Here is an 18,971-nt window from a genome sequence, read left to right as displayed (position 1 = left end):
ATTTTCATTCTATCGGGGTGGTGATCGGATTGATCTCTTCACCGTACACGTCTGACTTAAGAACTCATAAGAAAACCGCGCTTCGAGATAAAAAATTACCTATTAACTTTTTATAGCAAAAGAGCATGAGATGTCATCATGTAACGTATTGATCCGTGAAAACTAGAGAACAATATTGCATGCTGACTGATGTATGCGAATATTCAATTTCTTTTCTAACATGCCAAGAAATCAACATTCTAACTGCTCTTAGAGGCAGCATTATAGGTTCATCAATTGATTCAACATGAATCCTGTCAAGCTCTTATAGACCGACAAAAAACTCTTTTCATTATCAGGACCATGGTAGTAGCTATGTCAATGTAGTCTAAAAGTCGTCTGCTGCACACTAAAAGTGTTCTCTGTTACTTTGAGTCTGTTATAGCATGGAACAGATATGTTGTGCTTCTATGAAGTTTTAATAAAACAGGCTGTTAATCTCAGGGTTTTTTTGCTTATAACATCTCTCGTCAGACGTGTACGGTGAAGAGATCAGTCTGTTCACGATCCCGGCAGCATCATCTCTCTTGATTCTAGTTAACGCTCCTGGAGAAGAAAATAAAGACACCACCCCCACGGGGACGAGGAGATTAGATAATGAACCAGCCCCCTCAGATAATTAAGGCAATCTATTATTTATAAATTATTTTCTGAGACATCAGAAGAATAATGGAAGAAACGTGAACCATGACTACTGCCCAAAACGTATAGGGTCCGGTTAAAACACGTCTAGAGGCCCTCTGCGTCTATGTCACCATAAAATAATGTACAGGTAGTTGAAATAACCTCAATAATAAAAAAAGATATCCACTCTGATAAGATCATCTTAAGGATGTTCCGTATCAATTTTCGCATTAAACAAAAAGTCTTGTCAAAGGACTGACTGATGAAAATGCTAATGTATTCAAAAAATCTAGCTAAAATCAACAAACCGTCTGATTATCATACGCTTGATTGTTTGCAAGATGAATTTAAAAAACTTACTTTCAATGTACTCTTTTTATAAGCATTATTTATAATGACATGATACGAACATTCTGTAATGCATGTATCATTACACATGCTATATTTTACGCCAAAAAACTGGTAAAATTGAAAATATTGCATAGAAGTTATTTAGAAACCCTAACCGAACTTCAATTTTAAAATTGCCATGACAATCTAGTTCTTGCTTCTGAGCGCGCCAAGGCTATTCATATATCTTTTCGAAAAAATGATAAATTGTAAAAATATCGAGAAAATTCTGCTAATACCACTCCATCATGAAGTCTCTCTCACATCCCGGTTGATTGACATTGCTTATCCATAAGATATATTGGACAAAAATTTAAGAAGATGTCCATAAAAATGGTACGGGCAACGCCTAGCATCACAGTGCATCGGAAAAGAAGAGCATTGCTTCTAAAATAAAAAATTTACTGAGCTGAATCTGAAGGATTCAAGGATAAAGGGTAGCTCTTACATAAGGCTAAACGGTCTCTTACTCCCTACAACCTGCCTTAAGCACCTCGATCCTATGATCGTTTTGAATAACTCCATTTTCTTTATTCGACTGAGAAACCCTCTTGAGCGCGAAAAATGACAAGCATGTAGTTAGATCTCATCAGACAACAGTCATAGATGTCTTCGAGAACCATACTAGATGTGATGATCACTGATGTGCGTGTATAAATCTTCTCGATAAAGAGTACTGCTTCTCAGCCTGTTTTCTGAGGTAGCATTCTAAAAAAGCTACGAATAGCGCGCCCGTAAGATGTCTCATTCATATAAACTGAGAACATGATAGAATCAGAATTCCTCGGCCGTGACGCTGTGATGTACCTACCAATCAATATAGTACACGTAGCAACGACACATAGCATTATTAAGCGGTCGCGGGAACTCGAGTGATGTTTTTACCATTTGGCCTGCATTGGCAGCGTTCAGTTTAATACTATATTACACAGTAGGGCTGCTATTTTTATATGGACACAGTTGACCATAATGGCTTTGGCGGTTAGCCGGCCTTACCTTCTGAGGGAACGCATGAGTTGGCACTGGGTTACTTTTTTTGGCGATAGCATGCTGTTACTACCTTGCGCGGGCGTAATCATGGTCATGCTACTTCTGAAAGCGGATACCCGCCAGTCCTGTTGGCAATGGCTGATGCTGTTTAGCCTCACTGGCGCTACTGTTGTCGTCTCTAAGTTAGCTTTTATGGGCTGGGGGATCGGTAGCAGTACTTATGATTTTACAGGATTCAGCGGGCATTCAGCTCTATCGGCTAGTATCTGGCCAATTATACTCTGGATCCTCTTTAGGCGTGCACGTCCCATTCCCCGCATCTCAATGGTGGTAATCGGTTATCTTCTAGCGATGATTATTGGTCTTTCAAGGGTGATTATTCAGGCGCACTCCGCGTCTGAAATCCTATCCGGATTGGCATTGGGTTACGTGATGAGCACTCGGTTCTTACTGATGCAGCATGCCCAGAATGCTTCTCTCTGTTCTCTAACTAACAGCCAGATCGCGGTAATTCTTATTTTATCACTGCTTCTGGTAGTGCAGGGTAAAAAAGCGCCGACCCAGAATCTGCTGGAGAAGATAGCCCTCAACGTAGCACCTGTAAAAAAAGTCTATACCCGAAATGATTTGCATTTCAGAGCCATAAGATTAGAGCGAGGTATAATTCCAGACGTAAGATCAGGAGCGTAATATTCTAGAAAACAATCAGCTCCTGCCTGCGAAAAAAATTTATCATACAGACTTGATGCTACCCCTTCAGATGTTCCCTGATAATCCAGTAGACGAAGAGAGGCTGCCTACCCTATACTTCTTTATTTAACTCGAGAATGATTTTGACTAATACGCTTTTGACGCCTTACTATCGTAGATCCGATACCTTCCGGATCCTTACGTAGGCTAATCATATAGCAGAAATTGGCTAAAAGGTTTTATCCTGACTCTTTTCGGTGCCGTTTAGAGAATGCAGTATATATTAACCGAAGAATAAAAAAGCTCCGTATCAGAAGTAGAACGAGGTCGATAGTGGCTGGAGTAGATAACGCTTGTTTACGTGAAGGATAACTATCGGTTACTATGAAGTATCCTATCATCACATTTAAAGAAAGCCAACTCCTAAAATGACTGAAGTAACCAAAAAAATATTAGTAACTTGCGCATTACCTTATGCTAACGGTTCCATTCATCTTGGCCATATGCTTGAGCATATACAGGCGGATATCTGGGTCCGGTATCAGAGAATGCGTGGACAGCAGGTTTATTTTATCTGTGCGGATGACACACACGGCACACCAATTATGCTTAAAGCGCAACAATTGGGTATTGAACCGGAAGAGATGATTAATAATATGCATCTGAAGCATCGGATAGATTTTGCAGGCTTTGGCATCAGTTATGACAACTACTATTCTACTCACAGCGAGGAACATCGGCAATTATCGACGCTAGTTTATCAGCGCCTAAAGGAAAATGGTTACATCAAGTCACGGACCATTTCCCAACTTTTTGATCCTGAAAAGGCCATGTTTCTTCCCGACCGTTTAGTGAAAGGAAGCTGTCCAAAATGTCATTCACCCGATCAGTACGGCGATAACTGCGAGGTATGCGGCGCCACCTACGACTCACTGGATCTCATTAATCCAAAATCGGCAGTGTCCTGCGCTACGCCAGTCATGCGGGAATCAGAACACCTGTTCTTCGATTTACCCGTTTTTAGTAAAATGCTGCTCACATGGATACACTCTGGCGCGCTGCAAGAGCAGGTAGCCAATAAGATACAGGAATGGTTCGAATCAGGGCTACAGCAGTGGAATATTTCCCGAGACGCGCCATATTTTGGTTTTGAGATCCCGGATGTTCCGGGAAAATATTTTTATGTCTGGCTGGATGCGCCTATCGGCTATATTAGCGCTTTTAAAAATCTCTGCCAAAAGCGTAGCAACCTTTGCTTTGACGATTTCTGGAGCATTAATTCCGAAGCTGATCTTTACCATTTTATAGGTAAGGACATTGTCTACTTTCATGGCCTTTTCTGGCCGGCAATACTGGAGGGCAGTCAGTTACGAAAACCGACTAATTTGTTTGTTCACGGTCATCTCACTATCAACGGCGCCAAGATGTCCAAATCTCGCGGCACTCTGATCAAGGCCAGCACCTATCTGAAGCACCTGGATCCGGAGTGCCTCCGTTATTACTATGCTTCTAAAATGTCGTCTCGCATTGATGATATAGACCTAAATCTAAAAGATTTTTTTCAACGAGTAAACGCCGATATTGTAAATAAAGTAGTTAACCTGGCCGCACGTAACGCCAGCTTTATTAATAAACGTTTTGACAGCCAGCTAGCTGCTACTGTGGCCAATCCTGCACTGCTTGCAACCTTCGTTAATGCCTCGACATCAATCGGCGCAGCATTCAGCAGGCGCGACATGAGCTGCGCTATTCGCGAAATCATGTCCCTGGCAGATTTAGCTAATTGCTACATCCATGAACAAGCACCCTGGGCGGTGGCTAAACAGAGGCACCGTGAGGAAGATCTGCAAGCCATCTGTTCGATGGGATTGCAGCTTTTCCGAGTCCTGATGACCTATTTAAAACCGGTTCTACCATCGCTCGCGGCCCGGGCAGAAGCTTTTCTTGACTTACCCCTCACTTGGTCGGCCCTTTCAACACCGCTAGTATCGCATCGCATCAGCCCCTTTAAAACGCTATTCAGCCGGATCGAACTGGCTCAGGTAGAAGCGGTTATGGAGGCATCGCGCCGAAAAGTGACGGGGATGGTGGCGCCAGCAACCGCACCGAAAGAGTCGTCTCAACCTGTGCCCCCAATTGCCGACATCATTGAGCTTAATGATTTTGCCAAAATAGACATCCGCGTAGCGCTTATTAAGTCCGCTGAGCACGTGCAAGGTTCAGATAAGCTGCTGAAGCTCATGCTAAACTTAGGCCATTCAGATTGCCAGGTCTTCTCCGGAATCCGGGACGCCTATCCAGACCCTAAGGTGCTGGAAGGTCGTCTGACGATAATAGTAGCTAATCTAGCTCCGCGTAAGATGCGCTTTGGCATATCAGAGGGCATGATAATGGCTGCTGGCCTCGGAGGAAAAGACATTTTTCTACTTAACCCAGATTCTGGTGCGCTCCCAGGCATGCCGGTTAAGTAATTCCTTCTTACATTTTCGGCTCGGGAGTCATGTTTACTCTCTCTCGGGATTCTTCTTTTTCTAAATCACAGATTGGTTAGACGACGAATCCTCTTGCGTTTTTGTTCGAAACTTTTACTCCTTCCCAGCTGCTTTTCCGTTTATCGAAAAATCGTCATGGTATGTAATAGTTGTTTCTATACAATTTTTACTCAAAAACAGATCTGCGTATGACATGAATTTCAATAATTTTTTTGACAGCAAAGAAGAGATTTATAGTCACTAACTAACGCATGTATCATGGACCCATTAAGCAATATAATTCGCTAACAATCCAACTAAAAAAGAGAACCCTTAATGCATAAACAGAATAACAATCCCTTGAGCCTCCTAACCAATCACCTGTCTTCTGAGACATATATAACTACGGTGCTGAAGAGGGTGTACATGTTTAGATTTTAGTTGAAAAATTAGGGATTCGCTCATCTGAGCGTTAGCCTTATAAGGCTAACGCTCAGATGAGCGAAATATGATGTGATTATCATAGATAGAAAAACAGTGAATGTCAGCATCAACACTTCAACATGGTCTGAAAAAACTATTAGTCGTATATAAGAATTTTCCGAAAACTGATTAGTCGAAAAAATGAAGCAAGATCCGGAAAAATGAAAAATATCGAATAATCTCTCCCGAACTAACCTAATAAACAACACGATACATGCATGCTTTATGTGATTTATTGAATAACACAACACCACTTCTGCATTGATCCTTCTGGAGGGATATGGTAAAAAGATTATCGAATCATTAGAGATACCGAAGCTACCCACGCTTACGGTATATATTTTAACCATAATGCTATTTTGAAGAAGAAAAAACCGCCGATTATGCCCCCCAGCGTCGCATGAAAAATTCAACAATATTATACGGCTCACCTAGCTACGCAATTAAAAAAGAGCATCTTAGCGGATGTAATGATATGTGAAAACACCCACCAATAACTCCATCGGTTCTCACTGACCGCAACACGTCTGTATTCAGGGATTAAAATTGCACTAGTAAATTATCTAAACCTGGGTGACTGTACATGAGAGATAGATGAAACAATAGCGATCATGAAAACGATTAGCCTCGTCCGATACTAGGAACATTCCGAACATTATTTTCAGAAAGGAAAAGTACCTCTACTGGCATATGACGTATTAAGAACTCTAATGTTTAAAATATTAAACACAACATACAATGCCTAAAATAGTAAAGAAATTCAACACTGTGTTATTAGAGGCGCCATGAACAAAATTTTATTTCTTACAATAGCAGTAGCATCACCATCTAGGTAGAATGCTGACGCTGATCCAAAAATATCTTGCTGCAGTTAAATGTGAAGCTCTCATTCTACATCGTGCTTGAAGATCTTTAAATGCATTGGCGTTGACAGTGCGTTTACCTACGACCTCTCTGCATGTTGCATGATCAAAAAACTCAGGCTCTCGAAGAGGCGGTCAATTTCGATGTCATACACGTGAGGGAGCTTTACTTTTCATTATGCTCATGGATGCTTTCAAAACAAGATTCACAGCCCATGCAAAAAATGCAGGCAATGCGCAGAGCGTCGTATTTTTAGCCTATGTCTTCTAATGTATAAAAATGTATGAAGCATTGACGGTAACCCATAGCATGGCGAGCGCATTTTTAATCACATACGAAACCAGAAGCAACTCTCTCCTTCAAGCTTGAGAACGCCGAGCCTTCGCTAGAGATAAAGCTTACACTGTGAGCAACAGCACGTACCAGATCCCTACTCTTTAGTGCTGAGAAAAGCATCCTCGTATAGTGGCATCTCCCTGGTCCGCATGAACACTGCCAAACCCCGCCTCTCAATGCCTTAGATAACAGGATGTCCAGCGTCATCATCACAGTGCGCCATCAAATAGGCGCTACTGCCGGGATCAACGGAGCAATGAAACTCCATATCTATCCTTCATGTGACAACTATTTTTCGAGGCAAAACAGCGTTTACAGGGGATGATGGCGACAAATGCACCGTGAACTTGCCAGTCCAAAAACAATCCTGCTAGAACATAGTCAGTGGCTATTATAGCCCTAGGACAGGACCGCGCCGTCATCGCCAATATGCTTTACAAAGCAGAAAATAGGCCATGATCAGACTAGTAGCAACTAACATGACGTGATAATTCTGGTCAGAGCGATGAGATCGCATGATGCCTGCCGTAAATCACCCGGTTTCTGCAATCGCTACAACCAACATTCTACATCATGCAATGCAAGGCTATACATCATATCCTTATCACCCCCACTCAGCATTACGATCACGTGTATGTTAAAACCTAAAAGCGGGCTGCATTTATTTTCAATTTCTACCTTATCAATCAGGTAATTACTAATTTTCCGGGATGCATGATCCCACCTCTCACTACTGTAAGAGGGGGGAATCGCTTCAGCATCAGAACCAGAAGGTTAGATAGCTGACTACTCTTAGTAATAGCAAATAGCAAAAAGATTGAATACATGAATCATGACCTAGTCCACCATAGCATTAGAGACTGTCGAACCTAAATGAACCCAGTTCGTTAAGCGTCACGGCTCGCGCTAACAGTAGTTTATTTAGAAAATTCGCTGCTGAAATCGATTTTCTTACTATAAATGCTTGGTTGAATACCGAAGCCAATAGTGCACGTTCAATCTCCTCTGTTAATTTAAGGTACACCAAAATCTACCTCAATCCTTTCGCTGCTCATACAGGCGAAGAAGATAGATAGCTACGCACACTTTCTGGATGTAACGAACAGTCTTGAAGCGGTGTCATTGTGCATGCCACTACTTGCTAATGCTTTTGCTGTACACCACAAGATCAACCCCTCATGCTGATGCTGCAGAAGCAATCATTTAGCAGAGTCTAGGGCGAGTTCCTTGAACTTAAGATTATTTCACATTCTATTGCTTATTCGTGCTGGGTTGCTACCTATAGTGCCGGTGTGAACGAACGCAGGCTGTTTAATAGATCGGTCTCTCTGATCAAGAGAGCGTGTGCCGATCTATATTTGATTCCACTTTTAAAAAAGTCTCAAGATGAGTGAGAAACCTCATATAAGATTGATGTTTTATACGGACTCATGACTCTTCAGCAGATGATTGAGGCAGCGGGACTGCTGTGCACTTCTCAGCCTATCGTGAACTCGTTTATCTGGAACTGCTAACACTGTTTCATATCATGAAAGATCGCCTAAATTTTGATTAAGAAAGGGCTCAAGCCATTCGAGGCAGTAGCATGCTTTTACTACGGCAAGGATCACAAATCCTTAGTACCAGCGTATGTCATCCTATAATACCATAAGGGATTGATATCTTTGCGGTACCTACTGGTATTTTGCAAGAAGCCGTTTTGTAAGTGCACTACCTTCCTTCGCTTTGTATCTGAAAATGAGCCTGAAAATCATATTATAGGATGCTCTCTGAATAAAAAATTCTATCCTTCCTATGATTTATTTTTCAGTATTATTACAATAAAAGAGGAGTTGAAAGTAATTTATTCTTTATACTTTTTCTCCTTGCATCATTTAGAAAAAAATCTTTTAAGATTACTATTATTATAATAATACATAAATATACATTAGAGTAACAGCGTTCTTCTCTTAGTTCAAAGTTGACTGTATCGCCAAAAAAACTTATCAGATTACCCATACTGACGATCTATAAGAGTTTTTATAGGCATTTACGTGCCGCTCTTCGTTGTTGTTACGGCGGGGATTGTCTCCTGAGATGAATATCAAAGCATATGCGGTGACCAAAGTACATAAAAGACTATTGAGGCTCCCTCATGACAGAAAAGAATCACTACTGCAGGGGCTGTAGTGGAACACACTACAGTTTATTACGCGGTAGGGGCTACTAAGCGCTATTCTTATACAATACGAAGAATCTTAGGGGTTCCTAACAGCGTATTCTAGTTCAGTGCTAGGACTGTTATTGGAGTTTTACCCCACCTATGTATTATACTCATGCAGAATTAGATGACTACCTAGGAGCGTTTCATCGGAACATAATAAATCAGACAGTAGGTTCTGCCGCTGACCATCATATCTGTTAGCAGATATGATTACTTGAGCCTAGGGAATTTGTTGAACATAGGGAATCATCCTAGCATGCAGTCTGAGTAGGAAATACTGGTTATCACGAGTAAAATATTTCATGATGTTTCGCTGCATGATCTTGGCTATCGAAGATCTATTATCTTGCTGTAATGGTAGGATAAAAACAATGCGTGCTAAAATGCATTACTTTATGAAGAGGATGCTAGAGCCTAATACTCCCTAATTACCAGGATCATCAATATTATTTAGACTTTACTATGAACGGCATTACCCGATTGACAGGCTTGATACGCTTCCGATGAGAAGGTGTTATGATACCCGGCATAGCATGTTGATTATCTAACTATACTCATTATCTTCACCGTTTATCATTCTGCTTAAAATACTGATAAATACTTTTTTGAGTCTACTTCATCATCATGTGTTGGTCAGAAGGATGGTGATAGCAAGATGCGGAGAATACTTAACGAGGTGATACACTTTTAGTAAAATCATAAGCCGTCATTTATCTCGTTAAAATCGCTTTGCGAACAGTCAAATCATTACAGGCTTTATCTGATTCTGCAACCTCCTACATCCAGAACTACTATCTATGTATTGTCAAACCAACGCTAGTTTGGTGTCGATCTACTAATGCTCTGTACTAGTAAAATAGGGCTCACGTATTTTCAAGTAAAGCGTACAAATATAGATTAAAATGTTTGATATTGAATAAAGATTACATCAATCTCTTTCGGTGTCCGGACAAGGAAAAAAATAATATTAATTTTTTTCATACTGTGTTATTAATATCGTCGAGAATAACCCAGCGATCAATGCATTACGCGACTGATCTCAATAATGGCGATGCATTCCTCTTGTTGTAAAACATATCCAAACAGCTTCCTTGCTAAATACATATCGCGTAGCTATTAGTACTACAAACAACCTCATGCATGAGTGCCCTACCATGGCTACTTTTGAGACCCAAATGAAGCCATAAATAGCCCCAAGGGATCAGTCGAGTAATATAATACGCTTCTGGATGACTAAAAACTTATTTTTTCAGGGCCCCCTGCATTGCAGGCACATAACTGTCTCACATTATTGTCACATCTATATCAGATTCCCTGTCCCAGCCTTCTACATGACCCACATCACACACTGCCTCGGTTGGCTAGACTGCCGCTTGGTGTCATGGCTATGCATTCTTTTAGCCCGTTGCTCTTTTTTAATACCATTTTTCTTCTAGATGCACGATAGGGCGTTAATTAGCGCTACTAAATCGCCAATGATTAATGTTGTATGGGCGGGGCTAGCAACTTATATGCTTTTCGAAAGAAGGTCTTCGGGGTTTTCGAGCCTACGTCACGCTAGGTAGAACCCGCATGCAGGGGAGGGAATGCGATTTCCTAATGTCTCATTGATGAAACCCGTAGGTTATCCGAAGCAAGCTTGCTGTGCTTGCGTAAAAGAGCAAGTCATCAGTAATAAGATTGCTTTCTCTACTTTTCTCTCTTCTTGGGAGGGACAGAGAGGGATAGATCAGGATAAAAAATAATTAATTATTAGTATAATATACGATATTCCATATCTAATGTCTATCTTACCTGCAGCTATGGGCTATAATTACAAAAATTTTTCATAAACGGGTAAACTTATGATACGCAGTATGACCGCTTTCGCCCAGCGTAAAATTCAGGGCACTTGGGGCATGGCTGTCTGGGAGCTGCGCTCCATTAATCAACGTTACCTAGAAACCTACATACGTCTTCCAGAACAATTACACGGTCTTGAGTCTGCGATTCGCGAACGCATCCGTAAGCGCCTGAGCCGAGGAAAAATAGAATGCACTCTCCGTTTCGACTTAACTCCTGTCTCGGGCAAGGCGCTAATCCTCAATGAAAAACTAGCCAAACAATTGGTGGGCGCTGCGCAGTGGGTGAAAACGCATAGCCAAGAAGGCGTGATCGATCCACTAGCTATTCTGCGCTGGCCTGGTGTCATGTCCCCTACTGATCAGGACTTAGATACTATAAGCACTGAATTGCTCGTCGGCCTAGAGGTTACCCTCAACGACTTTATTATTGCCCGAGAAACCGAAGGCAGCGTGCTTAAATTATTGATAGAAAAACGGCTAACAGGCGTCAGCGCCGAGGTAGCTAAAGTACGTCAGCAAATGCCGGCAGTATTGATATGGCAGAGGGATAGGCTGATTCGTAAACTGGAAGAGGCGAAAATGCAGCTAGATAGTAACCGTCTTGAGCAGGAACTTGTGATGCTAGCACAGAGGATAGACGTTGCAGAAGAGCTGGATCGCCTTGACGCTCATGTTCAAGAAACCTATCAGCTTTTAACGAAAAAAGAGGCAGTAGGCCGCCGGCTAGATTTTATGATGCAAGAATTCAACCGCGAGTCGAACACGCTTGCATCGAAAAGTATCAACACTAACGTGACGGCATCCGCTATTGAACTAAAAGTACTTATTGAGCAAATGCGTGAGCAGATACAGAATATCGAATAATCTCCATATCAACATATGTATTCAAGCAGCATGTAGTTTTATTGAAAATATAATACTCACGAACAACACGATCAGAATTTTATCTAGCCTTCAATCTGACCATTTAGCCAAACGCACCTCCAGAGCGGTCAGAAAAAATGGCCATTCGCATGACCTAATGCACACAAACTAATAACCCTCTAGAATCCATAACATTAAAGTACCCTCTCTTCTTATAGGAAAAACAAATATATTGAATAAATAAAAAATTTTTAGGTGATGATTCAATTAGATCACTGCAGTGATTCTACCCTACAGTCTCTATAGGAATAGATTCAATCAAATTAAGATTTTGAGGCGTTTGCCGCTAGGCGGATAGCGCTATTAGTCAGTGATGTGAATAACGTATGCTACTTTGCAGATAATCTCATACGATGCAGTGCTTAGAGCAGCGTTTCATTTCCGCTTACCGAAAGTTGCAAAGCACGTAAAAATTAAAAAACATTTTTTCAGCTAGTTAGAGCGTGACGCTGTGCTCTCTTTTCCTCACTATCATGACAATAGCGTAGTCAGGCCCATAGTATTATGGGTTTGAATAATGTCACTTACCGCTCATTTAGGTGGGATAAAAAGCTATTTTCTGACTCAACAAGGCTTAGCCAAAAAATCTTTTTCTTCTGATTCAGTAAGGGTGGGCCGAGATGACAATCTTTACCTACTAAAATTTTATATTAGCACAGTATAATTTTCTAAGTTATTCAATAAATGAATATTACTACCTGACCTTCACCGCTCGTGACCACCTGATGAGACGAGTAATGACTACATATATAAGCATATAAAGTGCTTACGAAAGAACTGCAGGCTAAATAAAGCAAGGTAGACGCATTCTTAGTAACTAAGAAAAAACTCGAAAATGCTATATGCTAAAACTAATGGCTACTACTGTTAATGTAGTGATTAAAAATCTCTAGATTTTCCTAGTTAAAAACTGATATGTAAAATCATCTAATTATGATGTATAGCATACGTAAAAAGAAGTAAGAACGCAATAAATTTCATCATCGCAATTACTACGTTTAAGCTCAGACTTTATGAGTGCAAAGGCAATAAAAATTAGCAAAATAAGGCGAAGGCTTTATGGATCTTTAGACACTATCAAATATCAATATTCGCTGCCTTTAAGGCATTTTCTTCAATAAACGCGCGGCGTGGCTCAACCGCATCGCCCATCAGCGTGGTAAAAAGCTGATCGGCAGCGATGGCGTCTTTTACCGTGACCTGTAGCATGTGACGGCTCTTCGGGTTCATAGTTGTTTCCCAGAGTTGTTCGGGATTCATCTCCCCCAAGCCTTTATAACGCTGCACCGACAGGCCGCGGCGAGATTCTTTCATGAGCCATGCTAATGCCTGTGAAAAGCTAGTGACTAGCTGACTACGTTCACCACGCTTAATATAAGCACCTTCCGTAACAAGATCACGGATTTTTTCGCCAAGTGTCACTAATTTTCGATATTCACTACCGCGAATAAAAGCGTAGTCCAGAAGATAATCGGTGTCGATACCATGAATTCGCCCCCGGAGCAGAGGCTCGAACAGCTGACGCTCGTGATTTTTATACATATTAAAGGTATATTTGCTACCATCTCTCTCGTTATCGTTCAGAGCTTTCACTAGCGCTGTGATCCAAATTGTCATCTGATCCTGCTGCTTCAAATGTGCCTCTGTCAACATAGGCTGGTAAATTAAGTGGTTAAGAAGTGGCTGTGGGAAGCGGCGCTCCATACGTAGAATCATTTTTTGCACAGCGTAATATTCAGTGACTAACTTCTCTAGTTTCTCACCAACCAGCAGTGGGGCATGAGCATTGGCGTAGAGCGCTGAACCATCTATCGCAAGCGCTATTTGATACTGATCCATAGCCTCATCATCTTTGATATATTGCTCCCGCTTTCCCTTTTTGACTTTATAAAGAGGCGGTTGGGCGATAAATACATGACCGCGCTCAATAATATCCGGCATCTGACGATAAAAAAAGGTTAATAATAAAGTACGAATATGTGAACCATCGACGTCAGCATCAGTCATGATAATAATATTATGATAACGTAGTTTATCCAAATTGTATTCTTCTCGGCCGATGCCGCAGCCGAGGGCAGTTATCAGTGTGGCGACTTCCTGAGAAGATAACATCTTATCAAAACGGGCTTTTTCAACATTAAGAATCTTGCCTTTTAAAGGTAATATTGCCTGATTTTTTCGGTTACGGCCCTGCTTAGCTGAACCACCAGCAGAATCTCCTTCAACTAAGTAAATTTCGGACAGCGCCGGATCGCGCTCCTGGCAGTCTGCTAACTTCCCAGGCAACCCCGACAAATCCATTACCCCCTTTCGGCGGGTCATCTCTCGCGCTTTACGGGCAGCCTCACGTGCACGAGCGGCGTCGATAATTTTACCTACCACAATTTTAGCATCGCTAGGATGTTCCAGAAGATATTCCACTAGGCGTTCGCTCATTAGCGATTCCACAACAGACTTAACCTCGGAGGAAACAAGCTTCTCCTTGGTTTGAGAAGAAAACTTTGGATCCGGAACCTTGACCGAAACGACCGCGATAAGCCCCTCTCGGGCATCGTCGCCAGTAGCGTTGACTTTTGCCTTCTTTTTGTAGCCTTCTTTGTCCATGTAGGAATTGAGCGTACGGGTCATAGCAGCACGAAAACCGGCTAGATGGGCCCCGCCGTCGCGCTGGGGGATATTATTAGTAAAGCAATAGATATTTTCCTGAAACCCATCGTTCCACTGCAGCGCGACTTCAACACTGATACTGTCTTTTTCAGTGGAAAAATAGAACACGTTTGAGTGAATAGGGGTTTTGTTCTTATTTAGATATGCTACAAAAGCTTTAATACCACCTGCGTAATGAAAGTAATCGTCTTTATCATTACGTTTATCCTGTAAACGGATAGATACCCCGTTGTTGAGGAAGGACAGTTCACGTAATCGCTTGGCTAAAATTTCGTATTGGAATGCGGTATTATTGGTGAACGTGGTAAAGCTCGGCCAAAACCGTACGGTGGTTCCAGTCTGATCCGTTTCACCCACTACTGCTAGCGGAGATTGGGGTACACCGCCATGATAGGTCTGTTGATATACTTTACCTTCGCGTTTTATCATCAGCTCGAGTTTTTCTGAAAGGGCGTTCACGACCGACACGCCGACACCATGCAGGCCTCCCGATACCTTATAAGAACTGTCGTCAAATTTTCCTCCCGCGTGCAACAATGTCATGATGACTTCAGCAGCGGACACACCCTCTTCTTCGTGAATGCCAGTCGGAATGCCGCGTCCATCATCCTGCACGGAAACTGAATTATCCGCGTGTATCATGACTACGATTTCTCTACAGTTACCGGCAAGAGCTTCGTCGATAGCGTTGTCTACAACCTCGAATACCATATGATGCAGACCGGTACCATCATCAGTATCACCGATATACATACCAGGGCGCTTACGCACTGCATCTAATCCTTTGAGCACTTTGATACTTGAGGAATTATAAGAATTCGACATCAACGTTTCTCGCTTATTTTAAACTTTAGATGAGCAGCTCATTCTACCCTCTTCTATCTTTAATACCTTACTCTTTTCATTGAACATATCACAGCATATATCTGTAAGCGTGCTATATCTAACCTAGAAGTAGCTGGGTTTTAGCTCTTACGCTTATTAGCGATAGCATTTTCTGTTGAGTTCGGTAGCACGGCGATCATATACAATCAATAGGCCTACAACCCTTTCGATTCTAAAAAACGTGTAACCCGCACTAGGCCAAGACTGTACATTAGTAACTGTAGATGAGCGAAAGGACAACAATCTGAAGTAAAATATTTTGAATAATCACCAATCATGCTTTCTGCTATAAAGTTTACTTAGAACGCATATTGTCTCTTGTGTTCACAACTTTTTCATAAAGCCTAACTTCATGTCATTGCCTGTACGGGTTCAGTTAGTGAACTAAGATGATGGTATAAAATATAGTTATTCAAGGTCGCTCATTTATCAGTACCCGATTACAAATCGGATACCAAAAGCTGCTATATCAGCATCCGATGTGATAAAAAGTTAGACCTGTTCATACTCGAACTAGTTTTCTACCCACTAAATAATATTACTCTCTTCTTCTTATCGCCATATCGCCCGAAGCTGAGGAGAGACTCCTTCAACATTGCATCACGAAGACGTTAAGATATCTCGCAATAGCCTCGTTTTAGTCGGGTACGCATTTGCTCATAGAGGTTTTTAACGGAAGGGTATTGGCACCTCATTCTAAGAGCGCACCTACTAATACTGCTTGGACCTCATGTAAGGTAGGATTGCACTGGTTCAGCAATCCTCCTAGGTTGCTTAAATTGGCAAAGCACCCCGTTCTAATAGATGCAGTCTCAGCCTATTAATGTGCCTAGTGTGTAGGGCCCATGCTAAGCAGTGTAAACACCTGAATACTGTAATAATCATCGTAAGTCGTACTAGGTTTATCCAGTTCTAGTGCTTTCAAGCTATCGCTGCCGTTAGCCCGACACTCTTTTTGCGTAGATTTCGCTGCCCTATTGTTACAATGCTATTGTAATCATTAGGTAGCAACAGGCACATGAAACAGATATGCACTAATAGTACCTGTGAGGATTAGTTACAGACGCATAGGCATAACAACATAGACTGCGGCATGGCAGTTACTATCTGCAATTTGCACGCTAGACATTCCATCGGTCAGTAGAAGCTGAACTTTTTCACATTTTAGAGTGTTTAGGACATCTAGTACATAGCTGACATTAAACCCGATTTCTATCTCACTTCCCTGATAATCGACGTCTAAAATTTCTTCTGCTTCTTCTTCTTCTGGATTATTAGCGTTAATTTTCAGCTGATTGGTACTTAGGTAAAGACGAACGCCCCGAAACTTTTCATTTGATAGAATCGCAGCTCGAGCAAAGGCTTGTTTTAGCACATCACATTCCGCCTCAAGAATTTTATCCGGATTACTAGGCAATACACGGCGATAATCAGGAAAGCATCCGTCGACCAGCTTAGAGGTAAAAATATAATCCCCGACACTCGCGCGAATATTGTTCCGCCCGATCTGCAGCGTAACAGGATTTACGCAGCTATCTAGCATGCGCACTAGCTCCATCACGCCTTTTCTTGGCACAATAACCGAATGAGATGGCATCGCCTCACCGACGGACATTGCGCATAGCGCCAAACGGTGCCCATCAGTAGCGACTGTACATAGCTCCTCTCCTTTCGTCTCAAATAACATACCATTAAGGTAATAACGTACGTCCTGATGTGCCATCGAGAACTGCGTTGATTCAATTAAGCGTTTTAAAATTGACTGCGATAGTGTAAATTCAACCTCGCTATCCCAATCATCTAGATTAGGAAAATCGGAGGCGGCTAGCGTAGATAGAGAATAGCGACTTCGCCCCGAGCGGATTAGCATCCGCTCACCTTCTAACGTCACAGTGATTGCCGCGCCTTCGGGTAAACCGCGGCAAATGTCAAAAAACTTGCGCGCTGGAACCGTGGTTGTTCCACATGCATGAGCGGAATGCAGCGCGACTCGTGAGACCATTTCCATTTCTAAATCGGTACTCGTCAGCAGCAAGCAGCCCTTATCTACCTGCAACAGGAGGTTAGCTAGAATCGGTAACATGGGACGTCCTCCTAACAGGCTGGTCACCTGTTGAAGGGGTTTAAGAAGACGCTCACGTTCAAGAATAAATTTCATAGTTAGGAAGACAATATTCTGATTAATTTAGAGAAATCTTCTTTCATATCGTGACTCTCTTCACGCAGTTGCTCGATTTTTCGGCAGGCATGAAGCACAGTAGTATGATCCCGCCCCCCAAAAGCATCGCCAATTTCAGGTAGGCTATTATTAGTTAATTCTTTTGATAACGCCATTGCCATCTGCCGGGGGCGAGCGACCGAGCGTGAACGTCGCTTAGAAAGCAAATCAGTCACCTTAATGTTGTAGTATTCCGCTACAGTTTTCTGAATGTTATCAATGGTCACTAGTTTTTCTTGTAGTGCCAGAAGATCTCGTAGCGCTTCGCGCACAAAATCAATAGTAATCGCCTGTCCGGTGAAATTGACGTTGGCAATAACACGATTCAACGCTCCTTCAAGCTCGCGCACATTAGAACGTAAACGCTTGGCAATAAAAAAAGCGACTTCACCCGGTAAGAAGATTGCGCTTTCATCGGCTTTTTTTATTAATATCGCTACGCGAGTCTCAAGCTCCGGCGGTTCAATCGCCACTGTTAGCCCCCAGCCGAAACGTGATTTCAGCCGGTCTTCCACCCCATAGATCTCCTTTGGATAGCGATCGGAGGTCAGAATAATCTGCTGATTGCCTTCTAGTAACGCATTAAAATTATGGAAGAACTCTTCCTGAGAGCGTTCCTTGTTGGCAAAAAACTGAATGTCATCGATTAGCAGCGCATCCACCGATCGGTAATAGCGCTTGAATTCTTCAATAGTATTATTTTGCAATGCCTTAACCATGTCCTGGACAAAACGCTCCGAATGCATATACACCACTTTGGCATTAACCTTGCGTGCCCTAAGGTTATTACCCGCTGCATGCAGCAGATGAGTCTTACCCAACCCAGTACCACCATAAAGAAACAAAGGATTATAGGCGCCCCCTGGATTATCGGCGACCTGCCGAGCTGCAGCGCGCGCCAGCTGATTCGACTTACCTTCAACGAAATTTTCAAAGTTATGTTTAGAGTTCAGATTGGAGCGATAAGAGAGCTCAGGCTGCACTAGGTCGTGCTCCCAGCTAGGTCGGATCGATCGACGACGAGCAATAGCTGCTGCTTCTTTTGTTGTTGTTTCACTGATGTAATGACTCGGGGGCTGCAGTAAAGCTATTTTCGGCGCCTTGCTACCCACCTCAAAGCGTAATGACGGAGCATCGGTTCCGCAAAAGTCATTCAACAACCCGTTGATATTTTGCAAATACTTATCTCGAACCCAATTCAGCACGAAGCGATTAGGGGCGTACAGTGCCAGAGTGTTGTCACTTAGTTCCGCCTGTAAGGGGCGTATCCACATACTAAATTCTGTGGCAGGTAACTCATCTTGTAAACGGGTAACACATTGCTTCCAAAGCGAAAGTGGCAC

7 protein-coding genes are annotated in these 18,971 nt (G+C 42.2%); 3 read left to right on the top strand and 4 right to left on the bottom strand.

Annotation, left to right across the window (positions count from 1 at the left end; all coding sequences use genetic code 11):
- Nucleotides 1–2,064: 2,064 nt before the first annotated feature.
- Both A359_RS00035 and metG read left to right on the top strand, forming a co-directional pair.
- Nucleotides 2,065–2,733 (top strand): phosphatase PAP2 family protein, encoded by a 669-nt coding sequence (locus A359_RS00035; protein WP_014887715.1) that lies wholly within the window; start codon nucleotides 2,065–2,067, stop codon nucleotides 2,731–2,733.
- A gap of 428 nt (nucleotides 2,734–3,161) precedes the next feature.
- Nucleotides 3,162–5,204, top strand: coding sequence for a methionine--tRNA ligase (gene metG, locus A359_RS00030; RefSeq protein ID WP_014887714.1), 2,043 nt, complete (start codon nucleotides 3,162–3,164; stop codon nucleotides 5,202–5,204).
- Nucleotides 5,205–7,740: 2,536 nt separating this feature from the next.
- On the opposite strand, the gene A359_RS04300 is transcribed toward metG, so the two are convergent.
- Nucleotides 7,741–7,911 carry a hypothetical protein gene (locus tag A359_RS04300; protein ID WP_160142705.1) on the bottom strand — a complete coding sequence of 57 codons (171 nt, stop codon included), beginning with the start codon at nucleotides 7,909–7,911 and terminating at the stop codon, nucleotides 7,741–7,743.
- Between the two features lie 3,023 nt (nucleotides 7,912–10,934).
- On the opposite strand from A359_RS04300, the gene A359_RS00025 reads away from it, so the two are divergent.
- Nucleotides 10,935–11,798 (top strand): YicC/YloC family endoribonuclease, encoded by an 864-nt coding sequence (locus tag A359_RS00025; RefSeq protein WP_014887712.1) that lies wholly within the window; start codon nucleotides 10,935–10,937, stop codon nucleotides 11,796–11,798.
- A 1,137-nt stretch (nucleotides 11,799–12,935) separates the two neighbouring features.
- Here the strand turns inward: A359_RS00025 and gyrB are convergent.
- From gyrB to dnaA, 3 genes are all read right to left on the bottom strand, one after another.
- The gene (gyrB, locus tag A359_RS00020) at nucleotides 12,936–15,350 is read right to left on the bottom strand and encodes a DNA topoisomerase (ATP-hydrolyzing) subunit B (RefSeq protein ID WP_014887711.1); all 2,415 of its coding nucleotides are present in this window, start codon (nucleotides 15,348–15,350) and stop codon (nucleotides 12,936–12,938) included.
- Between the two features lie 1,117 nt (nucleotides 15,351–16,467).
- Complete coding sequence (gene dnaN, locus A359_RS00015; protein ID WP_014887710.1) at nucleotides 16,468–17,568, bottom strand: DNA polymerase III subunit beta; 1,101 nt, start codon at nucleotides 17,566–17,568, stop codon at nucleotides 16,468–16,470.
- A 2-nt stretch (nucleotides 17,569–17,570) separates the two neighbouring features.
- Nucleotides 17,571–18,971 (bottom strand): chromosomal replication initiator protein DnaA, encoded by a 1,401-nt coding sequence (gene dnaA, locus A359_RS00010; RefSeq protein WP_014887709.1) that lies wholly within the window; start codon nucleotides 18,969–18,971, stop codon nucleotides 17,571–17,573.

The sequence above is a fragment of the secondary endosymbiont of Ctenarytaina eucalypti genome, assembly GCF_000287335.1.
Lineage (GTDB): Bacteria > Pseudomonadota > Gammaproteobacteria > Enterobacterales > Enterobacteriaceae.
The sequence above is the reverse complement of the archived record's forward strand: the minus strand, read 5'-3'. Positions and strand labels throughout refer to the sequence as shown.

Bases quoted from the DNA above. Each gene is read 5' to 3' on its own strand.
- A359_RS00035 (WP_014887715.1), top strand. From the start codon at position 2,065: ATGAGTTGGCACTGGGTTACTTTTTTTGGCGATAGCATGCTGTTACTA.
- gyrB (WP_014887711.1), bottom strand. From the start codon at position 15,350: ATGTCGAATTCTTATAATTCCTCAAGTATCAAAGTGCTCAAAGGATTA.
- A359_RS00025 (WP_014887712.1), top strand. From the start codon at position 10,935: ATGATACGCAGTATGACCGCTTTCGCCCAGCGTAAAATTCAGGGCACT.
- metG (WP_014887714.1), top strand. From the start codon at position 3,162: ATGACTGAAGTAACCAAAAAAATATTAGTAACTTGCGCATTACCTTAT.
- dnaN (WP_014887710.1), bottom strand. From the start codon at position 17,568: ATGAAATTTATTCTTGAACGTGAGCGTCTTCTTAAACCCCTTCAACAG.